The 2,863-nt window shown below is 73.0% G+C and carries 3 protein-coding genes; all 3 read right to left on the bottom strand.

Translation table 11 applies throughout. The features are described 5' to 3' along the window. Positions 1 to 90 precede the first annotated feature (90 nt). The gene (gene cysK / locus H9624_RS15980) at positions 91 to 1,026 is read right to left on the bottom strand and encodes a cysteine synthase A (RefSeq protein ID WP_251840893.1); all 936 of its coding nucleotides are present in this window, start codon (positions 1,024 to 1,026) and stop codon (positions 91 to 93) included. A gap of 240 nt (positions 1,027 to 1,266) precedes the next feature. Continuing rightward, a complete protein-coding gene (locus H9624_RS15985; protein WP_251840894.1) occupies positions 1,267 to 2,277 on the bottom strand; it encodes an SdpI family protein in 1,011 nt (336 codons plus the stop codon). Beyond that, positions 2,274 to 2,633, bottom strand: a complete 360-nt coding sequence (locus H9624_RS15990) for a GntR family transcriptional regulator (protein WP_251840895.1) — start codon at positions 2,631 to 2,633, stop codon at positions 2,274 to 2,276. The genes H9624_RS15985 and H9624_RS15990 overlap by 4 nt, the downstream gene beginning before the upstream one ends. Positions 2,634 to 2,863: the final 230 nt, after the last annotated feature.

The following is a 2,863-nucleotide window of genomic DNA, read 5'->3' on the forward strand; positions in this document are numbered from 1 at the left end:
GGTTGGGTGCGCGCCGCGGGGTCACGGCGGGGGGCAGCCTCGAGGTCCTCCCGGAGAAGGACCCAGAAGCGGATGTGGGAGTTGTGCACGTCAGTCGGCGAACTCGCTGTAGAGCGGCGTGGACAGGTAGCGCTCACCGAAGCTCGGGATGACGACGACGATCGTCTTGCCCTCGGCCTCCGGGCGGGCGGCGATCTCGAGCGCAGCGGTCACGGCGGCGCCGGAGGAGATGCCGACGAAGATGCCCTCCTCGGCGGTGAGCCGGCGGGCCATCTCCACGGACTGCTCCGCGTTGACGTCGATGACCTCGTCGTAGACGGAGGTGTCGAGGATCTCGGGGACGAAGTTCGCGCCGATGCCCTGGATCTTGTGCGGGCCGGGCTGCCCGCCGTTGAGGATCGGCGACTCGGCCGGCTCGACCGCGATGATCTTGACGCCGGGCTTGCGCTCCTTGAGGACCTGGCCCACGCCGGTGATGGTGCCGCCGGTGCCGATGCCCGCGACGAAGTAGTCGACCTCGCCGTCGGTGTCGTTCCAGACCTCCTCGGCGGTGGTCTGGCGGTGGATCGCGGGGTTGGCCTCGTTGGCGAACTGGCGGGCGAGGACGGCGCCCTTGCGCTCCGCGGCGATCTCCTCGGCCTTCGCGACGGCACCCTTCATGCCCTCGGAGCCGGGGGTGAGGACGAGCTCGGCACCGAAGGCGCGCAGCAGCGCGCGACGCTCGCGGCTCATCGTCTCGGGCATCGCGAGGACGACGTTGTAGCCGCGGGCGGCGCCGACCATCGCCAGGGCGATGCCGGTGTTGCCCGAGGTCGCCTCGACGATCGTGCCGCCGGGGGGCAGCGCGCCGGACTGCTCGGCCGCGTTGACGATCGAGACGCCGATGCGGTCCTTGACGGAGTTGGCGGGGTTGTAGAACTCGAGCTTGGCGAGGACGGTGGCGCCCAGGCCCTCGGTGACGCGGTTGAGGCGCACGAGCGGGGTGCGGCCGATGAGGGCGGTGACGTCGTCGTAGATACGTGCCATGGGACTTCCTTCACTTCGGGAGGTTCGGGGCAGGGGCGCCACCGACTCTGGTGGCTGGGGAGCGCCGGGCATGCGGCAGGCCGCACGGTTGGAGCCGGGCGCTCTACAGACAGCGCTGGCAGCGGGAGGAGGCGGGGGCGGCGAGCACGGGCACGGCTGCGGCATCTCCTCTCACTGCTGCCGGGCCGGTCGACGTGCCGGCCTGCGTTCCTTGAACCCTAAACCAGGCCCTCGGGCCGATCAATCGGTAGTCGTATCGCGGGCGGGCGTCTGCCGGCGGGCGCGGGCGGCGTAGGTGTTGAGGAGCGCGGCGCCGGACGCGGCGTCGTCGACGGTGACGACGAGCCGCCGCCCGCCGGAACGCTCGACGGCGACCGCCTCGCCCGAGCGGATGACGACGCCGACCGTCCCCGCCACGTTCGTGCGCAGCCCCCACCCGCCGAACTCGGGGAAGGGGCGGACCGTGGTGACGTCGGCGCGCTCGACCTCACCGGCGGGGACGTGGAGCCGGGGCCAGCCGAAGGTGCCGCGGGCGGTGAGCCCGCGCGCGTCCACCTGGACCTGCCACGTCGTCATGGTGAGGACGAGGACGAGCAGCGGGACCGCGACGACGAGGGGGACCAGCGTGTCCCCGAGGAGCCACAGCGCCACCCCGCCGACCGCGCCGACGGCGACGACCACCCAGGTGACGGTGGTGCCGAGGCCCGAGACGCCACGGACCCACACGGCGCGCTGCCCCTCGGGCAGGTCCGCGGTGGGGGCGCCGTCGGCGAGCGCGCCGGTGGCGGCCAGGGCCGGGTCGGCGCCGGCCGCCGCGCCAGCCACCGCCCCGAGCAGGACGGCGGCGAGGATGCTCACGACGAGCCAGCCGTCGGGGGAGGTCGCAGCGGTGGCCGAGGTGACGTCGACCTGGGCGACGACGCTCGCCAGCGTCATGCCGGCGAACAGCACCGAGAGACCGACCGCCAGCCCGAGCGTGAGACGACGAGTGATCGCCTGACGGCCCGCGAGGACGGAGAAGGCGGCCATGACGAGGAGCGAGAGGCCGCTGATGACGGCCATCGGCACGAGGAGCTCGGCCGCCGAGCCGGTGCGGTCGACCGCGCCCGTTGGTCCCCAGTGGACTGCGACGGGGTCGGGCAGGCGGGGGAGCAGGCGGACGACGACGAGCCACGCGGCCGCCGTGACGAGCACCGGCACGAGGACGCCGAGCAGCCAGGCGCGGCGGCGGTGGGGCAGGGGGTAGGTCATGAGGTCTCCTCCGTGGAGCTGAGCAGGGCGGCGACGGCGGACATCGGCAGGCCGAGGCGGCCCGCCTCGCGGCGGACGGTGGCCACGGCCTTGAGCAGCGGGGCGTAGTGCTCGACGGCGTGGGCGGTGACGACGGCGCCGCGCCCGCGGCGCAGCTCGACGAGGCCCTCGTCGCGGAGCAGCTGGTAGGCGTGCAGCACCGTGTGCTGGTTGACGTCGAGGGACTCGGCGAGGTCCCGCGCCGAGGGCAGCCGCTCGCCGCTCGTCACCTCACCGCGCAGGACGGCGGTGCGCACCTGGCTGGCGAGCTGCTCGAACAGCGGCAGCGCCGAGGACGGGTCGATCCGGATGAGCATGGGGCCACCCTACTTGCTCTACCCCAACTAGAACAAGTTCGTGTGCCCTCCTTCCCGCCGAGCGCTGAGTTGTTCCCGCGCCCTCTCGCCGAGCGCTGAGTTGTTCCGGCCCCCTCTCGCCGAGCGCTGAGTTGTTCCGGCCCCCTCTCGCCCAGCGCTGAGTTGTTACGGAACTCCTCCCGCCGAGCGTTGAGTTGTTACGGAACTCCTCCCGCCGAGCGTTGAGTTGT

Origin of the sequence: Oceanitalea stevensii, assembly GCF_014837105.1 — a bacterium.
Lineage (GTDB): Bacteria > Actinomycetota > Actinomycetes > Actinomycetales > Actinomycetaceae > Oceanitalea > Oceanitalea stevensii.